This is a genomic window from Luteibacter jiangsuensis, assembly GCF_011742555.1.
Lineage (GTDB): Bacteria > Pseudomonadota > Gammaproteobacteria > Xanthomonadales > Rhodanobacteraceae > Luteibacter > Luteibacter jiangsuensis.
The window spans coordinates 354,913-368,134 of the sequence record NZ_JAAQQR010000004.1 but is presented as its reverse complement, the minus strand read 5'-3'; the positions used below and the strand labels follow the sequence as shown (position 1 = coordinate 368,134).

Here is a 13,222-nt window from a genome sequence, read left to right as displayed (position 1 = left end):
TCGGCTCCGGTCACGACGTCGATACCGAGTCGACGTCGAGATTCAAAGCCTTCCTGACCGCAGGGTCCATCAGACCGTAACTGATGCCGACGACGTGAACACCTGCGCGTTTCAGCTTCTGGGTCATCATATCCTGATGGGTAAATTGCATATCGACGATCTGAACGTTGATGCCAACCGATTCCCCAGCGGAAACCTCGAACCTTCGCGCGAGTTCGGCATACCCCGAGCTGGCAGCTCTTGGCGTGCGTAAATCAGGGTCCCAGTTTCGCCCGCTGCGCACACCCTCGTAACCGGTGTATAGCCAGAGATTCCTGATCCTGTTGTTCGGCCGCCGCGGCGAGCTTGCCAAGTTCCGCACCAGGTTCGTAGCGCCTGTCTCGTCCAAGGCTGTGTCGGTTACCCAGATGGACCTCGCACCCGTGTTCGCGGTGAGTGCGTATTTGGTCCACCTTCCGACCCTGTCGGTGATTCGGGGACGTTCCATGTCGCGAAGCACTCCACTGGCGGGCAAGAGTTCGTCCGTCCTGGGCCGCTTCGCGGGAGGAGGCTCGTTTCCCCGTGCCAGAGAAGTGCCCGGACCGGGCGCGAGCTGCCCGAACACCACGTTGCCGGGAACCGCGGGAGCGGCCAGGGAGCCAGAAGGGATGCCGGACGAAACCCTCGCCACGTCCATGGAAGCTGCGGCGGTATGGGCTGTTATGACGGGCGTAGCCGACGTGCCGGTCCGAGTGGTGGTCGCCAGGACGGAATCGGCGACGGCGAGCAGGGGGTCGCGCAATTTACTCCACGGGTTTTCCCACACATGTCCGGACGGATCGATCCGATTGATCGGGTCGCCACCGCAATAGGCGTAGCGATTGACGCCGCCGGCATCGAAGGGACTCAACGCGTCCGGAGCGAGAAATCGCTGCAGAACGGGATCGTAGGGGCGCCTGCCGAACAGGTACCAGCCCTGATCCGTTTCGATGCGCTCGCCGGTATACCTTGAACGGGCGTGGCCAGCTTGCCCATGCGTGCCACCGTACGCGCTGTAGATCGTCTCCATGATCGTCCGCCGCCATCCTTTGCAGAGGCCATCAATATACGTCTCAACCAGGCCACCGCACGAACGATCGATATGCCTCTTCGGCGACAATGCGGGACTGCCGTCGCGCCGACGGAGCGGTCTGCGCACGCACGGCATTCCCGCCAGGGCCGTCGGCGCGGCAATGCCGAATAAGGGCTTTGGATCCTTACAGCGTCCGGCCTATTGCGCCGCGCACGCTGCCGGCAGAAAGTCGCGTCAGGAAGCAGGAAGCAGGAAGCAGGAAGCGGACGAAGGCCATGGATGGATGGCTCCGGAAATTCGGTGCGGTCGTGGCGGCCGTCACCTTCTTGGCGACAAGTGCCGCGCACGAGTCGCAGGATGTCGCTGGGGAGGCAAGCCCGGAGCGCATCGAGCAGATCCTGCGAGCCCGCTACGTGGACACGCGACCGGATTGCGGCGGACCGGCGCTTCCGGCCTTCCTCTGTTCGGGCATCCTTCTTCGCGGCACCAAGGCGTCATCCGCCTATCATTCGTGGGATCCGAGTCCGAGCGCCGTGGAAACCGGCGCGGTTTCGTTTTCCTTCCTGAGAAAGGACGCCGAGTTCAACGCGTTTGCGCTCGGTTATCAAAACGGCTTCATTTTCGCGCCCTATCTATCCTCGCCAGGCAAGGTGCATCCGGCGGTGCTCTGTTCGTTTCCGGTGGATGCGTCCACCTATCGGCGCGACGGGCATGGGTGCGGTGCCTACGACACCTATCCGGTCAAGAGCGCACCCTGTCAGCAGCAGGGAATCACGAAGGCCGAGGGCTGGCGCTCGTCGTTCACCCGGATAGCCGGTGCCAACGGCAAGTTCACCCAGTGCGGTTTCGACCTGACGGCGGAGGACAGCGCGAACGCCTTCCTCGAAAGTCTCAAGGCGATGAAGTATGCCCCTTCGTTTCATGGCGCCAATCCGGAGAACGAATTGCGGATCGAAACGTGGAAGCCCGGCATACCTGCCGACCTGCCTATCGAAGCGTTCTTCTACAGCGGTACCGGGCTGGCGGCCGCGCAGCACGACCAGCGCGACTATTACGCGGAGACGGGCATGCGCTTGCCGATCGTCAGGATCGCGTTGCCTCCGTCGCCGGAGGCCGATGCCGTGTTCGCGTATCGCGCGCAGGACCAGGCGTTGGGCAGCGAAGTGCCGGTTCCCGAGCAGGTGCCGATGGTCCGCGAGGCCTCAGGCGAGGGTGGGAGCAAATTGCTCCTGACCGACTTTTACCGGGCGGACTATGTGACCGTCGAGGTGCCCGTGTACAAGGGCATGGCGGTGGGGCAGACAGTCAGCGTGTCCTGGGCGGGGCCGTCGATCACGTACGTAACGCCACCCGAGACTGTCACGGAAGTTGCCCCGATGTCGCTGCGCATTCCCCGGACAGAGGCGATCGATACCATCGGCAGCAGCGCTCGCGTGGCTTTCTCGATCAGGCAGGGCAATGGTCAGGTACAGGTCTCCCGAACGGCCATCGTGGAGGTGGAAGCGCAGCCGCTCGAGCTTCCGGCCCCGACGCTGAGCGATGACCATACGCAGGTACTGGTGCGCTTTCCGGCCATGAACACCGAATACCACGCGAATGTGCGCCTGCAGGGCGCGACTACGCTCGATCTGCCCCGGCAGGACGTCGTTTCGAAGGATGCCATCGCGTTCCGCATTCCGGATGCGTGGCTGGCAGCGAATCGCGGCCGCGACATCCTTGTGACCTACGCCGTGGCATCGAAGCAGAAAAGGGAGGACCCCTGGCGATTCTCGCGCGTTTTGCGGGTGCGCCTGTGAGGGACGCAATGGTGGGTCGTGACGGATTCGAACCGTCGACCTACGGATTAAAAGTCCGCTGCTCTACCGACTGAGCTAACGACCCAAGCGCGAGAACCGGCAAGTTTACGAGGCCGCGGCGGGCGGCACAACCCGAAAAGGCGTCCGGTTCAGGTGGTGAGGGCAATCGCCTCCACGTCGCCACCCGCCTCGCGCCAGGCGCCGAGGCCGCCGGTGAGAGGGCGGACGTTCGAGAACCCCAACTTGCTCAGGCGTTCCGCCACCTTGGCGGCCGACACCTCGTTCGGGCACGAGCAGTAGATCACCAGGGCGCTGTGCCGGGGCAGCGTGGCCAGTTCCTGGTCCGCGGTGGCGAGGTCGAAAAGCCGGGAGCCGGGAATCACGTACGGGTCGTCGCGGCGGCTGATCGCCGAGCGAACGTCGACGATGAGCGCGCCGGGTTCGTTCGCGAGCAGGCGAGCCAGCTCGTCCACGGAGATCCGGCTCTTGCGCAGCCGCGCGAGCAGCAGCGCGCGTCGTGCATAGCGGAAGGCGATCCACAGCGCGAGTCCGATCGCGGCCACGGCGAACATGCCGATGCCGAACTGTCGCAGCAGGGACAGCACTGCGTCGATCTGCCGGTAGAACAGCATGCCGGCCGACAACCCCACGACGATCCAGAGCGCCGCGCCGAGCAGGTCGTAGAGCGTGAAGCGCGAGAAGCGCGTGTCGCCGGCGCCGGCGATGGGAATGGCCACCAGCGACAACCCAGGGATGAAGCGGGAAACCAGGAGGAGCTTCACCCCGCGCTTTTCGAAGAAGCCGCTCGCTCGCCGCACACAGGTGTCGGGTGACAGGGAGATGCGGCAGAGGCCGTCCAGCACGCGGTATCCGAAGCGGCGGCCGGTGAGGAACCACGCGGCGTCTCCCAGGAAGGCCCCCGCCAGCGCCGCGATGAACGTGCCGATGATGAGGAGTGGATCCCGGGCTGCAACGAGGGTGCTGCCGACCACGATGAGCGTGGGCATGGCGGGAACGGGCAGCCCGATCGCGCCGGCAAACACGCCGGCGAACGCCACGATGGGCGCCGTATCCGACCAATTGATGCTCGCCACGGCCGTCTTCCTCGGGGCAGGTTCCGTCTGCCCGCAACGATACGCCGGTCCAGGCGCGCGTGACAGGGGACCCCGTGGCCGTCTCTACCAGGCGGGATGCCAGTGCAGCTCGGCCGGATGGCTCGCCGCGGGCAGCACCGCCGCGCCATCGAACTCCGCCCAGAACAGGGTTCCGCGTCCCGGGCTGGAGCGCACGCCGATGCGGCCACTCATGGTGTCGACAATGCGACGCGCGACGGCCAGGGCCAGCCCGTAGCCGGGGTGTCCCGGCAAGCGGGTGAAGTCTTCGAACACGCGCGCCTGCGCGCCCGGGTCGAGGCCCATGCCGTTGTCGCGCACTTCCAGCCGGATAGCTCCACCTCGACGTCGGACGGCGACCAGCACGCGACCGTGCGGCGTACTGAGCACCGCGCTGGAAACCAGCTTGTGCAGCAGTTCGCCGAACAATACCGGGTCGACGTGCAACGGCAGGCGTCCGCCGCGCCAGCGCACGTCCACGCCGAGCCGCGCGGCATCCGCTTCGATAGCGGCGCGACCGCGGACGTAGAGATCGGAGGCGATGACGTCGACCGGCGCGGGTTCCACCGCGCCTGCATCGAACCTCGCCATCTCGAGCAGGCCGTCGAGCAGCTCGTTGAGACGGGTGAGGCTGCTGCGCATCTGGCCCAGCACCGCGCGCTGGCGTAGATCGTCGCCGGGCTGCATGCCGGCGACGAAAAGGGCCAGTGCCTGGAGCGGCTGGCGGAAATGGTCGCCCACCTGTTCGATGAACCGCGTGTGCCTGGCGATGTCCTGCAGGCGCTGGCGCAGCGCATCGGCCATGGCCGCATCGTGCCGGGTGCGCAGGTCCACCAGCTCGTCGATCAAGGCGTCGATCGCAGACAGTACGTCGTCGTCCGCCGGTACCTGCGCGCCGCGCGGATGGAGGAAGCGGTCGATCCGTGCCCGCACGTTCTCCATGGGTGCCACGATGTCCTGTTCCAGTCCCCGTCGCGCGATGGCGAAAAGCCACACGATGCCGCCGCAGAGGAGGAGGGTCATGACGAAGCCCGCGAGCTGCCGTTCGCGTAGCGCGGACGCATCGCTCACCGTTTCCAGTTCGCCGTCGTCCGTGCTCGTCCATGTATGTATCTGGCTGTCCGGTGCAAGACGCCGCCCGCTGTCCACCGCGATGTCGCCGGCGAGGTCGCGGTGCAGGATCGCCTGTTGCGTCGGCGCGGTGCGGAGAAGCGCCCGGCTGAGCGCATCGCTAACGGCGTCGTCGTTCGTTGCGTCGGCCATCGCGGCGGCAATGCGCGCGGCTTGTATGCGCGCCTTGGCGTGAACCTCCGCATCCGCGGCGCGTATGTGCAGCACGCCGAGGGTGCCGGCCATGGCGAGCGCGGCGACCGTCGTGGGCAGCAGACCCTTGAGGATCAACTGCCGGCGAAGGGATACAGGCCTTCCTGGCGATCGCGGCGACACGGTCATGAGGGGCTTTGTGGCACTGGGTCTCGTTACAGAATTTATGCAACGCGGCAGGAGCGCGCGATAGACAAGGGGAGCTAACCCCGGCGGCCTATATCGTTCGGCCTATCACTTTCCGCGCAGCAGTGCGATCAGGTTGTCGTGGTCGCCGCGGATCTTGCGGAAGCGCGCGTCGCGGGCCGCCTCGCTCACCCACTGCGCACTGGTGGCACGGCGCTGTTCGAGGGCGTATTCGATGTCGGCAAAGGGAATCAGGTCGGCATTGTCGGCCGGGGCGAACCCGCTGATATCGTGGATACGCTTGAGGTTTGCCTCCTCCCGCGCACCGTCCTTGCCCTTGCCGTAGCCGGTCACGAAGGCGGCGACCTGCGCACGCAGGGCCTGCGGCAGATCGTTGCGGATGACGATCACCGCGTGCGGGATGAGGGACGAGGTCCACAGGATGCGCAGGCGGGCATACTGCTCGGGAAAGTGCTGCTGGAAGCGTTCGAGGTCGGCGGTGTTGTTGGTGGCCACGTCCACCTCGCCATTGCTGACGGCCAGCGCGTTGTTCTGATGGTTGTCCACGTGCACGCTGGCGAAGAACGTATCCGAATCCACCCCCCGCGCAGCGAAGAGTTGCGTCTCCGGCACCAGATAACCCGACACGGAAAGCGCCTCGCCGCGTGCGTAGCGCCATTTGCCGGCACGCGCGAAAAGCTGATCGAGGCTGCGCAGGCGCGAATCCGTCGCCACCACCAGCACGGCGCGATAGCCGCGCGAACCGTCGCCGCGGGTGAGGCGCCCGATCACCTGCATGTTCTGTTGCGTGACAGCGTCCAGCGCAAGCCGCCCGGAAAGGAAGGCGATGTCGACTCGCTGTTCGCTGATCGCCTGGGCGATACCTTCATAGGTGGTGACAGACACGGCGCGCACCGGCCGGCCGATCGCCTTGTGCAGGTCGTCGAGCATCGGGCGCCACGCTTCCAGCGATTCCGCGGGGCCACCGATGGGGAGGATGCCGAACGTGAGCGGGGCGGCCGGATCGATGTCGCCTTGCGATGTGGCCGCGACGGGCGCGGCGGCAAGCACGCAGACCAGCCATGAGGCCAGCCACGCGCGCATCGTCAGTCGCCGAGGTGTTGCGCGGCGACCAGCGCCTCGAGCCGGTTCCGCACATGCAGGGCGCGGAAGATCGCGGCCAGATGGATCTTGACCGTGCCCTCGCTGATCTGCAGCTCGCGCGCAATGAGCTTGTTCGGGCGCCCCTTCGCCAGCAGCTTCAGGACGTCGATCTGGCGGTCGGTGAGCACCGTGGCCAGACGCTCCTTCGTGGTGAGCCCGTCGTTGCCCTGCGACAGCGCGAAGGTGGGCGCCACGGTGGCGGCGGCCGACTTCATCGCCTCGGGCGGCACATAGATGCCGCCCCCGATCACGAGCCTTACGGCATTGAGGATGACGTCGGGAGGCGAGGATTTCGGGATGTAACCCTGCACGCCCAGATCCAGCACATGGCGGATGGCGGAAGGGTCTTCCGTGCCGGACAGCACGATGACCGGATGGCCGCGCGAATCGCCGTCGTCGGCCGATGCGCCCAGGGCCTTCACCGCGAACTTGATGTGTTCGACGCCATCGGCCCCCGGCATGGCCATGTCGATCAGGGCCACGTCGGGCAGGGGAAATTCCTCCAGCCGCCGGTGGAGATCCTTGATCGTTTCGGCTTCGACGAATTCGACGTCCTTATCCAGCTCGCGAAGCTTCAGCTTCACGCCCTCGATGATCAGCCGATGATCGTCAGCGATCAGTACACGCATGCCCATCCTCCGCCCGCCAAGGCTTGCGAGCTACCCCATGCAACGGACCATAGTCCTCCGGGCTCCCGTCGGCAAGCCGGCCATCCGGCTCAGACGGCTGCCCGATGGACAGTCCAGGCAGAAACCATTACCTCATGCAGGCGTTCCGGCGAAACCGGCTTGAACAGCACCCGGGTATCGCTCTGGTCGACGTGGTGCAGGAATTCGCCGCGCGTTTCGCCTGTTATGAGTACGCGCGCGAACGGCGGCGGGTCGCCGGGGCGACGGCGGTAATAGCGATCCAGTTGCCCGATCACATCCAGGCCCGTGCCTTCGCGAAGGCGCAGGTCGGATATGACGATGTCGGGCGGTTGCATCCACTGGTGCACGGCCTCCATGGCCTGCTGGGCGTCCTCGGCCGTCACGACCTCGCAACCCCAGCTGCCGAGGAGGTAACTGATGCCGGCAAGGATGGTGGGCTCGTCGTCGATCACGAGCACGCGCATGCCCACGATGTCGCGGGGAATGGCCGGATCCGGCGGAGGCGTCGGTGCGATCTCCATCGTGCCCGGCTGCACTTCCGGCAAGACGATCGAAAAAAGCGTGCCCTTTCCCGGCCGGGAGCGCACCGTGGCGCGGGTGCCGAGCAGCCCGGCAAGCTTCTGCACGGTGGAAAGGCCAAGACCGAGGCCGCGGCGCGTGCCTTCCGGGCGACCGGTATCGGGCCCGCCCTCCACGCGGTAGAACTCGTCGAAGATGTGCTGGAGATGTTCCTTGGCGATACCCAGGCCGGTGTCCCAGACGTCGACGCGTACCGTGCCGTCCAGCCGCCGACGTGCGCCCACCAGCACGCCCCCGGTACGCGTGTAGCGCAGCGCGTTGCTCACCAGGTTGTTGAGGATGCGGGCGAGCATGGTGCGGTCCGAGCGGACCCAGAGGCGGGTGGTGCGGACCACGAGCCGCAGGTCGTGTTGCTCCGCCACCATGCGGAAGTTGACGCTGACTTCCTCGAAGACCTCGTCCAACGGTACGTCGCGCACCGCCGCGGGCATGGCACCGGTCTCGAGCCGGGAAAGGTCGAGCAGCTCCCCGAAGAGGTGGTCGAGCGACTCGACGCATTCCTGGATGTGCGCGATGCGGTTCAGTCGTACGGGGTCGTATTCGTCGACCGCGAGTCCGGACGAGAACAGCGTCAGCGCATAAAGCGGCTGGCGCAGGTCGTGCGAGGCGGCCGCGAGGAAACGCGCCTTCGCGACGCTGGCCGCTTCCAGTGCCGCGTTCTTGCGTGCCAGTTCGTCGGTGGCCGACGCGATCTCGCGCTCCATGCCGATCTGCGCGTGGAGCAATTTGGAGGCGGCGCCGTTGAACCCGCGCTGCAGATCGCCGATTTCCGTGTCGTCGGTGACGGGAACGACCACCGTGCGGTCGCCGAGGCCCAGCTGACGTACCGCGATGGCGAGGTTGCGCAACGGCGCGCTCAGCCAGCGCGCCGTGGACCAGCCGATCATCACCGCGATCAGCAGGCTCAGCGCCAGCCACACCAGCGCGTTGTGCACGCTGGCGCGCTGCGCGGCAACGGCGTCCTCGACGCTCACGTCCACGATCACCGAACCGACCGCGCGACGCGTGAGCGGGTCGAGGATTTCGCGGGCGACCGTGAGGCTGTCGTCGTCGCTTCCGCTGGCGATGGAGCCGTTCACGCGGTCGGCGACGATCTCGCCGTCGCGGTCGCTGATGCGCACGCGCGACACCTGCGGCAACTGCACGATGGATTGGGCGATCCGGCCCAGCTCGCGCCGCTCGCCGGTCCGGAGCGCATCGCCGGAAACGGTGGCGGCCTGCTGCGCGATGGCGTCCGCCGTGGAACGGCCCATCTCGTGCAGGGTGTCCATCTGGTGCCGCGTGAGCAGCGTGACCAGGAGCACGGCGCTGATGGCGGTCGGAACGAGGGCGACACAGGTCAGGCGCTGCACGAGCGATGTGCGTCGCCAGACCTTTTCCAGCCATGGAGTTGATACGTCTCGCATTGCGGGTTCCCCTGGCGCGGCCCCTCCAGGCGGCGCGAGGGGATTAGCCTAGCGCAGATCGACGGGGGCGGGTGTCAGGTGCGACGGCGCAGGCGCGCCGCCAGGGTTCGAACCGCCAGCGGCAGCACCGTCAGGACGGCGAAGGCGGCCAGTGGCAGCAGGATGCGCTGGTCGAGCAATCCGGCCGCGCTGACCGGCTTGCCCGCCGCGAAGGTCTCGCCCACGCCTGCCCCCACGGAACTCTCCACGAACAGCGAGACGGTGCCGCCGAGCCAGGTGGCGCCGATGAACAGCCACAGCGGGCAGCGTAGCCACGCCAGCGCGACGGTCATGGCGCCCAGGGGCACCACGGGCACGAAGCGAAGCGCAAGGGCGTAGGTGACCGGGTGGGCGGCGAATCGCGCACGAAGCCGTTGCGCCAGCGCCGGCGGCGCCCGGCGGCCGGCAGCGAACGCGTAGCGGCTGGCGAGATAGAGCGCCAGCGACCCGAGCACCAGCGACACCGACGAAAGTGCCGTGCCTTGCACCGCGCCGAACAGCAGGCCCCCGGCCAGCACGATCACGATGGTGCCCGGCACGCCGGTGGCGATGGCCACGGCCAGGAGGGCCGAATACAGGAAGCGCGCCATGAACGGATGCGCCGCGATGGTGGAGCGCAGGTGTCCTTCGTCGGCCAGCAGCCGATGCGGTTCGAAGCGGTCGAAGGCGCCGCTGGCGAAGAAGGCCATGCCACCCAGAAGCAGCAGGCCCAGCGGCAGCAGTGCCCGCCAGCGGCGACTCACCGGGCCTGGTCCGGGCTCAATACGCCGCGCCCGATTCGCCGTAGCGGCGCAGCACCTCGCGCGCCCTGTCGCGGTGGATATCTCGACGCACGGCGATGCCGCGGCGCTCCAGTTCACCCACCCAATCTTCCGGCAGGGGGCCTTCGTCGAAGGGGGTGAGTTCTTCCACGTCCTCGGCACGTGCGCCGATCAGCAATTCGTCGATGCCCGCCCAGACGGTGGCACCGAAGCACTGGCAGCAGGGTTGCGAGCTGGTCGCGAGGATGAAGCGGTTGCCGTCTTCGTTGAGGCGGAACCGCTGCAGACGTTGCTGGGCCGTCATGTACGCCATCATCTCGGCATGTGCGGCCGAGCAGTTGTGCGGCACCACGCGGTTGACGCCCACGGCGACGATACGGTCGTTGCCGTCGAACACCACGGCGCCGAACGGACCACCCGTGCCGAGGTCGACATTGAGCCCCGACAACTCGACGGCCAGGCCGACCTTGGCGTCGTCCCCGGCGTAATCCACCGACGTGTTCACCGCCTCGTGCACCCAGGCGGGAAGGGTGAGATGTACCTGCGCGTACAGCATCAGGCCTGCTTCGCCCAGGAATCGCGCAGCGTCACCACGCGGTTGAAGACGGGCGCAGCGTGCGTGTGGTCGTGCATGTCGGCCACGAAGTAACCCAGGCGCTCGAACTGCATGCGGTCTTCATGCATCGCAGCGGCGGCAGCGGGTTCCACATAGCCGTGCACGATGCGGCGCGAGTGCGGGTTGATGTGGTCCTTGTACGTCTTGCCGTCGCTGTCGTCGTCCGGATCGGTGACGTCGAACAGCCGGTCGTACAGACGGACGATCGCGGGTACCGCGTCGCGCGCGCTCACCCAATGGATGGTGCCCTTCACCTTGCGGTCCGCACCCGGCATGCCCGTGCGGGTTTCCGGGTCGAGCGTGCAGCGCAGTTCCAGCACCTGACCATCGGCGTCCTTCACCACCTCGTCGCAGCGCACGATGCCGACACCGCGCAGGCGCACCTCGCCTTCCGGCTTCAGGCGATGGAATCCCTTCGGCGGCACTTCGGCGAAGTCTTCGCGCTCGATCCACAGCTCGCGCGAGAACGGCACGCTGCGGGTGCCGAAGGATTCGTCCTTCGGATGGTTCGGGAATGTCAGCGACTCGGCATGACCTTCGTCGAGGTTCGTGATCACCAGCTTCAGCGGATCGATCACGGCCAGGCGGCGCGGCGCCGTGCCGTCGAGGTCTTCGCGCACGGCGCCTTCGAGCACGCTCATGTCGATGGTGCTGTTCTGCTTGCTGACGCCGATGCGCTCCCAGAAGAGGCGAATGCCCGCGGGCGTGAAGCCGCGGCGGCGCACTCCCGCGATGGTGGGCATGCGCGGATCGTCCCAGCCGTCCACGAGGTTCTCGGCCACCAGCGTGATGAGCTTGCGCTTGCTCATCACCGTGTAGTTGAGGTTGCCGCGGGAGAATTCGATCTGGCGAGGCTTGCTCGGCGAGGTCGGCAGGCCGGCCTTCACCAGCGGCTCCCACAGTTCGGGATCGTTCGCGAGATCCACCTTGTCCACGCACCAGTCGTACAGCGGGCGATGGTCTTCGAACTCCAGCGTGCACAGCGAATGGGTGATGCCTTCCAGCGCGTCGGACAGCGAATGCGCGAAGTCGTACATCGGGTAGATGGGCCACGCGTCGCCGGTGTTCTGGTGGTGCACCTTGCGAATGCGATACAGCGCCGGGTCGCGCAGGTTGATGTTGCCCGACGCCATGTCGATCTTCGCGCGCAGCGTCTTGCTGCCGTCGGCGAACTCGCCTGCGCGCATGCGCTGGAAGAGGTCGAGGTTCTCTTCCACGCTGCGTTCGCGATACGGCGAATTGCGGCCGGGTTCGGTCAGCGTGCCGCGGTACTCGCGCACTTCGTCCGCGCTGAGGTCGTCCACATAGGCCACGCCGAGGCGGATCAGCTTCAGCGCCGAACGATAGAACACCTCGAAGTAATCCGATGCGTGGCGGAGTTCCGCCCAGTCGAAGCCCAGCCACTTCACGTCGCGCTGAATGGCCTCGACGAACTCGATGTCTTCCTTGGAAGGATTGGTGTCGTCGAAGCGCAGGTTGCACAGGCCGCCGAATTCGGCGGCAAGGCCGTAGTTGAGGCAGATCGACTTGGCGTGGCCCAGGTGCAGGTAGCCGTTCGGTTCGGGCGGGAACCGGGTGCGGATCCGCGCATGCTTTCCGGAGGCCAGGTCGTCCCGGACGATCTGGCGGATGAAGTGCTGCTGCAGGACGGGCGTTTCAGTCGACATCGCGGGGCTCGGAGGTGGGGCGCGGCAAAACGCTGAGTTTACCCTAGGGAGCTTGCCGAGCGCCCTGCCCGCGGGGTAGCGTGCTGCCATGCGTATCGCCTACCACGCCGAATCCCTCATCGACGCCCATCTGGTGAAGGATGCGCTCGAGCGTGCGGAGATCCCCGCGTTCATCGCGGGCGAGTTCCTCACCGGCGCGGTGGGGCAGTTGCCGGCCCGCGACTTCCTCGCCGTGATGGTTCCGGAAGCCGCGGCCGAAGCGGCGGAAGGCATCGTGCGCCAGGTCGATGCCCGGCTGGCCGAGGCTCGCGCGGCCGCGGCCTCCGACGACGGCTTCGGTTCGCTCACCTTGCCGGCCTGAGCGCCCGCGCCACCTTGCCAGGAACCCCATGCAGGCTCTTCTCGACCTTGTCCGCGACGTACCGGACTTTCCGCGTCCCGGCATCATGTTCAAGGACATCACGCCCCTGCTCGCCGACGCGGCCGCGTTCGCGGCGTGCATCGACGCGCTGTGCGAGCCGTGGCGTGGCCGGGACATCGGGGCCGTCTGCGGTATCGAGTCGCGCGGCTTCATCTTCGGTGCCGCCATGGCCCGGGCGCTCGGCGCCGGATTCGTGCCGTTGCGCAAGGCGGGCAAGCTTCCGCCGCCGGTGGTCGGCGTCGACTACGGCCTGGAGTACGGCCTGGACCGCCTGGAGATCGGCACGCATGCCGTTGCCCCGGGCGAAAAGGCGGTGATCGTGGACGACGTGCTCGCCACGGGCGGCACCCTGGAAGCCGCGCGCCGTCTGGTGGAGCGCCTGGGTGCGGAAGTCGTCGGCGCCAGCGTCGCTATCGAACTGGCCGGTCTGAATGGTCGCGCGCGTTGGCCGGGCCACGTGCCGCTGCACGTGTTGATCCAGTCCTAGGGACCCCTCCCTGGGGCAGGGCTC

12 protein-coding genes and 1 tRNA gene are annotated in these 13,222 nt (G+C 67.1%); 3 read left to right on the top strand and 10 right to left on the bottom strand.

Annotated features, from left to right (window positions below; translation table 11 throughout):
• Positions 1–10 precede the first annotated feature (10 nt).
• Entirely contained in the window at positions 11–1,048 is a 1,038-nt protein-coding gene (locus tag HBF26_RS11565; RefSeq protein WP_205287625.1) for an RHS repeat-associated core domain-containing protein, read from the bottom strand.
• A gap of 278 nt (positions 1,049–1,326) precedes the next feature.
• Between HBF26_RS11565 and HBF26_RS11560 the strand changes: the two genes are divergently transcribed.
• The gene (locus HBF26_RS11560) at positions 1,327–2,847 is read left to right on the top strand and encodes a hypothetical protein (protein WP_167126231.1); all 1,521 of its coding nucleotides are present in this window, start codon (positions 1,327–1,329) and stop codon (positions 2,845–2,847) included.
• Positions 2,848–2,856: 9 nt separating this feature from the next.
• On the opposite strand, the gene HBF26_RS11555 is transcribed toward HBF26_RS11560, so the two are convergent.
• The 9 genes from HBF26_RS11555 to HBF26_RS11515 form a co-directional block, all read right to left on the bottom strand.
• Positions 2,857–2,932: transfer RNA gene (locus tag HBF26_RS11555), tRNA-Lys, on the bottom strand.
• A 64-nt stretch (positions 2,933–2,996) separates the two neighbouring features.
• A complete protein-coding gene (locus tag HBF26_RS11550) occupies positions 2,997–3,941 on the bottom strand; it encodes a VTT domain-containing protein (protein ID WP_167126228.1) in 945 nt (314 codons plus the stop codon).
• A gap of 84 nt (positions 3,942–4,025) precedes the next feature.
• The gene (locus HBF26_RS11545) at positions 4,026–5,411 is read right to left on the bottom strand and encodes a sensor histidine kinase (RefSeq protein ID WP_167126225.1); all 1,386 of its coding nucleotides are present in this window, start codon (positions 5,409–5,411) and stop codon (positions 4,026–4,028) included.
• A gap of 105 nt (positions 5,412–5,516) precedes the next feature.
• Positions 5,517–6,512: a phosphate/phosphite/phosphonate ABC transporter substrate-binding protein gene (phnD, locus tag HBF26_RS11540; RefSeq protein ID WP_167126222.1), complete on the bottom strand. Its 996-nt coding sequence runs from the start codon at positions 6,510–6,512 to the stop codon at positions 5,517–5,519.
• Between the two features lie 2 nt (positions 6,513–6,514).
• The gene (locus HBF26_RS11535) at positions 6,515–7,201 is read right to left on the bottom strand and encodes a LuxR C-terminal-related transcriptional regulator (protein ID WP_167126219.1); all 687 of its coding nucleotides are present in this window, start codon (positions 7,199–7,201) and stop codon (positions 6,515–6,517) included.
• Positions 7,202–7,290: 89 nt separating this feature from the next.
• Complete coding sequence (locus HBF26_RS11530; protein WP_167126216.1) at positions 7,291–9,207, bottom strand: ATP-binding response regulator; 1,917 nt, start codon at positions 9,205–9,207, stop codon at positions 7,291–7,293.
• Positions 9,208–9,281: 74 nt separating this feature from the next.
• Complete coding sequence (locus HBF26_RS11525) at positions 9,282–9,989, bottom strand: TVP38/TMEM64 family protein (protein WP_338039669.1); 708 nt, start codon at positions 9,987–9,989, stop codon at positions 9,282–9,284.
• Positions 9,990–10,005: 16 nt separating this feature from the next.
• Positions 10,006–10,563 (bottom strand): nucleoside deaminase, encoded by a 558-nt coding sequence (locus HBF26_RS11520; RefSeq protein WP_167126213.1) that lies wholly within the window; start codon positions 10,561–10,563, stop codon positions 10,006–10,008.
• The gene (locus HBF26_RS11515; protein WP_167126210.1) at positions 10,563–12,290 is read right to left on the bottom strand and encodes a glutamine--tRNA ligase/YqeY domain fusion protein; all 1,728 of its coding nucleotides are present in this window, start codon (positions 12,288–12,290) and stop codon (positions 10,563–10,565) included. The genes HBF26_RS11520 and HBF26_RS11515 overlap by 1 nt, the downstream gene beginning before the upstream one ends.
• 88 nt (positions 12,291–12,378) lie before the next feature.
• Here HBF26_RS11515 and HBF26_RS11510 point away from each other — a divergent pair, with 88 nt between their 5' ends.
• Positions 12,379–12,651, top strand: coding sequence for a putative signal transducing protein (locus HBF26_RS11510; protein WP_167126206.1), 273 nt, complete (start codon positions 12,379–12,381; stop codon positions 12,649–12,651).
• A gap of 28 nt (positions 12,652–12,679) precedes the next feature.
• Entirely contained in the window at positions 12,680–13,198 is a 519-nt protein-coding gene (locus HBF26_RS11505; RefSeq protein ID WP_167021906.1) for an adenine phosphoribosyltransferase, read from the top strand.
• Positions 13,199–13,222 lie beyond the last annotated feature (24 nt).

Bases quoted from the DNA above. Each gene is read 5' to 3' on its own strand.
- HBF26_RS11565 (WP_205287625.1), bottom strand. From the start codon at position 1,048: ATGGAGACGATCTACAGCGCGTACGGTGGCACGCATGGGCAAGCTGGC.
- HBF26_RS11560 (WP_167126231.1), top strand. From the start codon at position 1,327: ATGGATGGATGGCTCCGGAAATTCGGTGCGGTCGTGGCGGCCGTCACC.
- HBF26_RS11545 (WP_167126225.1), bottom strand. From the start codon at position 5,411: ATGACCGTGTCGCCGCGATCGCCAGGAAGGCCTGTATCCCTTCGCCGG.
- phnD (WP_167126222.1), bottom strand. From the start codon at position 6,512: ATGCGCGCGTGGCTGGCCTCATGGCTGGTCTGCGTGCTTGCCGCCGCG.
- HBF26_RS11535 (WP_167126219.1), bottom strand. From the start codon at position 7,201: ATGCGTGTACTGATCGCTGACGATCATCGGCTGATCATCGAGGGCGTG.
- HBF26_RS11530 (WP_167126216.1), bottom strand. From the start codon at position 9,207: ATGCGAGACGTATCAACTCCATGGCTGGAAAAGGTCTGGCGACGCACA.
- HBF26_RS11520 (WP_167126213.1), bottom strand. From the start codon at position 10,563: ATGCTGTACGCGCAGGTACATCTCACCCTTCCCGCCTGGGTGCACGAG.
- HBF26_RS11515 (WP_167126210.1), bottom strand. From the start codon at position 12,290: ATGTCGACTGAAACGCCCGTCCTGCAGCAGCACTTCATCCGCCAGATC.
- HBF26_RS11510 (WP_167126206.1), top strand. From the start codon at position 12,379: ATGCGTATCGCCTACCACGCCGAATCCCTCATCGACGCCCATCTGGTG.
- HBF26_RS11505 (WP_167021906.1), top strand. From the start codon at position 12,680: ATGCAGGCTCTTCTCGACCTTGTCCGCGACGTACCGGACTTTCCGCGT.